Origin of the sequence: Leptolyngbya sp. FACHB-36 (assembly GCF_014695955.1) — a bacterium.
In the GTDB taxonomy this organism is placed as follows: domain Bacteria; phylum Cyanobacteriota; class Cyanobacteriia; order Leptolyngbyales; family Leptolyngbyaceae; genus FACHB-36.
On sequence record NZ_JACJPG010000424.1, the window covers coordinates 1 to 3,525 of the forward strand.

General features: G+C 53.3%; 3 protein-coding genes. 1 reads left to right on the forward strand and 2 read right to left on the reverse strand.

Annotated elements, in window-relative coordinates; translation table 11 throughout:
- Positions 1 to 2,117: FtsX-like permease family protein (locus H6F43_RS11900; protein WP_190342974.1), on the reverse strand; the 2,117-nt coding region annotated here is incomplete at its 3' end.
- 244 nt (positions 2,118 to 2,361) lie between these two features.
- On the opposite strand from H6F43_RS11900, the gene H6F43_RS11905 reads away from it, so the two are divergent.
- On the forward strand, positions 2,362 to 2,820 hold the full coding sequence (locus H6F43_RS11905) for a transcriptional repressor (RefSeq protein ID WP_190342975.1): 459 nt from the start codon (positions 2,362 to 2,364) through the stop codon (positions 2,818 to 2,820).
- 13 nt (positions 2,821 to 2,833) lie between these two features.
- On the opposite strand, the gene H6F43_RS11910 is transcribed toward H6F43_RS11905, so the two are convergent.
- Complete coding sequence (locus H6F43_RS11910) at positions 2,834 to 3,352, reverse strand: peptidoglycan-binding protein (RefSeq protein ID WP_190342976.1); 519 nt, start codon at positions 3,350 to 3,352, stop codon at positions 2,834 to 2,836.
- Positions 3,353 to 3,525: the final 173 nt, after the last annotated feature.

Consider the following 3,525-nt stretch of genomic DNA (forward strand, 5'->3'; position numbering starts at 1 on the left):
TTGAAGCGATCGCGAATCGCCTGCACGGTATCCTCTACAGAGACATTCGGCGCGATAAACAGACCCAGCGACGCGATGCGATCGTCGTGCCAGTAGCGATTGTAGAGGTCGTTATCCAAAATCACTGTGCCCCGATCTGAGGAGTAGTCGTAGAACACGGCAAGGACCGGGAAGGTGTGGTCGCCCTCTGGCGTTTCCAGCGTAATTGTTTCTGGATAGTCCGTTACGCCTTCGCGTAAATACAGCGCTTCCGAGACGATCGCCCCTTGTCCGGCATTGAGTGCGTTCCACGGGTCGCTGCCCAACTCGGGACGAATCCATGCGTAGGGTCGTTTGCCCTGAGAGACATCGCCATCCGCAGAAATGAGCTTCACCTGTTTGTCGAAGTCTACTACGCGCACCTCGGCGTCGTTGTAGGTCACTGCGCGATCGATGCCCGGAAAGGTTTTCAGGTCTTCAGCGATCGTCGGGTCAACTTTACCCAACACGCGATTTGCTGTCGTTGTCGGTGGGGACACGTAGATATCTGCCTGCAAGGTTTGGTCGAGCCACTGCACGACTGTGCCACGGAAGGAGCCGACCATTATCGACACGCCAACAATCACCGAAACTGACACCATTAAGGCAGCGATCGCAACCGATGTGCGGCTGAGGGAGCGTAAAATATCGCGGGGAGCCAAGCGACCCAAGATGCCCAGCGTTTGCTGCCCCACTAGAGCAAAGCCGCCCATGACCACGGTAGTCAGCGGCGGCGTTAGCAACGCAGACCCCAGCAGCACGGCAAACAAACCGGCAAACGCCGCGACCAGTCCAGCGCTCTGCCAGCGCAGCAGCAGCACTCCTACGATCGTCAGTCCCAGCCATGCTAGTACCAGCTTGGGCAGTAGCTGCTGCACTCTGCTCTCCAGGGTCGATCGCTGGAGTGTCAGTGTTGGAGGCGTGTTCATGGCTTCCAAAGCAGGCAGCGACGCTGCAAATAAGGCAGATGCGACGCCAACAATCATGCCTTTGGCGATCGTGCTGTTTGCTAGCGTTACCTGCTGCACGTTCACCACAAAGTAAAAGTCGTTGATGGTTTGGGTGATCAACCCAACAATGCTGCGTCCAAGCACGATGCCTAACCCAACGCCAAGCACTGAACCAACTACGCTAAAAATCGCCGCTTCACCCAAAATCAGCGTAAACAGTTGCCCTTGGGTAACACCAAGGCAGCGCAGAATCCCGAAAATTGGACGACGCTGAATAACGCTAAAGGTGACGGTGTTGTAGATCAGAAACATGCCCACGACCAGCGCCAACAAACTCAGAGCTGTCAGGTTCAGCTCAAACGCAGCGGTCATTTGCTGCACGGCGTTCTTCTGAGCTTCGGCAGTTTCCAGCTTGACGCCAGCAGGGAGCAAGGCAGTGATCGTCTCCAGATCCTCTGGCTGCTGCACGATCAGGTCGATTTGATTAAGATGACCAAGCTGCCCCAGTAGTTCTTGAGCCGTGGCAATGTCCGCAAATAGAAAATTACTTAGCGCCCGCCGATTCAGCGTATCGCTAGTTGCCAAGATCCCTACAATTCGCGCCGTGCGAGACTGCCCAGCAACGTCGAGATGCAGCGTATCACCCAGCGTCACGCCATACTGCGTCGCAGTGTCCTGAGTTAGCACTACAGTATTGGGATTGGTCAGAAACTGTACAAATCCGGTGCCTTGACTGCTTACCTGCTCGAAGTAGCTGCGAAACGGCGATTCTGCGAACAGATCAACTCCAACCAATCGCAGCGGCTGATCACCCAATTCACTCGCTCGCACGTAGCCCTCGACCATCGGAGCAGCGGGAACTTGATCGATCGATCGTTTCAACGTTGCGTACACAGATTCGTCAACGCCTGTGGGCGAAATTGCCACAATCCGGTGAGTGGCTCGTCCAGTAATGGCATCTGTGGAAAGCGAAAATGCCCGCTGCGCTGACCCGTTCGCTAAATCGATCGACACCAACATCGCTACACCCAACGCGATTCCCAGAATGCACAGGACGTACTGTAACGGGCGCTGCCGGATTCGCTGCCATGCAAGTCGCCACAACGGGCGATTGGACGTGGTTAAGGAAACATCGGAGGGTGAAACCATGTTGATGTCAGGCTTTCGAGTGTGTAATCACAGAGGACGATCGCTGAAAATCTGCTCTAGACAGAGTTTCGCTAATAATTCGCTAATAAACAGTAAATTGCTATTCGCTACTAGCGATTTAGCAAGATTCGGGCTGAGCAGCAGTATTCTCTCTAGGAGTTATTGTCAATAAGGGATTCTACTTGAAAATTAAGAATGGGTTGTGTATGATTCTCATTAAATCAGCATTATTGAGAAGGTAACTATGGCTGCTTCCTACACAGTCTCCTCACTCAAGGCAGAGCTAAACGAGAAGGGCTGGCGGTTAACTCCTCAGCGGGAAACTATTTTGCAGGTGTTTCAAAACCTTCCGAAAGGAAACCACCTCAGCGCTGAAGATCTGTACGAACTGCTGCAAAATGACGGAGCGGGCATTAGCTTGTCCACAATCTACCGTACGCTAAAGCTGATGGCGCGAATGGGTATTTTACGAGAGCTGGAGCTGGCAGAGGGACACAAACACTACGAACTGAACCAGCCTCACCCCTATCACCATCATCACCTGCTCTGCGTACGCTGTAACAAGACGATCGAGTTCAAGAGTGATTCTATCCTCAAAGTTGGCGCGAAAACTGCTCAGAAAGAGGGGTTTCATCTGCTGGACTGCCAACTGACAATCCATGCCGTTTGCCCAGCGTGTCAACGATCGCTGCTGCCGATCTAAACTTCGCCTGGCTCTAGAAATACCGCACCTGAGCGTCGATGCCAAATCCACGTAAGTATCGAGACTGCGACTCCGCAAAGCTGCGATTGGTAAACGCATTCACTTCGATGTAGGAGCCGAGCGGAGAATCGATCGCGCGGGCACCCGCTCCCGGCAAACGCCGACGAACATCCGCTAGCACAGACGTCTTTGCCACTCGTGTAGTTGGAACAATCACGACAAAGCGCTTGCGATCAGAAACGCTTGCTGTGTTTGTACCAGATATCGGGCGATCGTAGTAATAGGGAGGCTGCTGGGTGCGGTCAGGCTCTTGTTCAAAATCGACTTGAGCCAACTGCCCATCACACCCTAAAGCTGCCAAGGTTTCCGGCCCAGCAATGCCATCAACCGTTAAGCCACGAGAGCGCTGAAACGCTTCAACTGCCCTTCTTGTTTGTTCACCAAATATACCGTCCACACCACCCACCGAATAGCCCGCGTTTTCTAAGCAAGTCTGTAAAGCAGTAACGTCTGGTTCCCCACTGCTGCTCACATCTCTAAATGTGTGATCGGCGAGTGTCTGACCTGCGGATCCGACAATAGCTAAAGTGCTAATCAACACTGCCACAAATCCTCGCTTGAAGTGATTGCGTGAGGGTCGGCAGGTTGAGCGACAAATTGCTGATTTGTCTGGTCGCTCAGATTTGCAGGCGTGGGGTTCCATAG

Coding starts and splice junctions, on each gene's coding strand:
- H6F43_RS11905 (WP_190342975.1), top strand. CDS start 2,362: ATGGCTGCTTCCTACACAGTCTCCTCACTCAAGGCAGAGCTAAACGAG.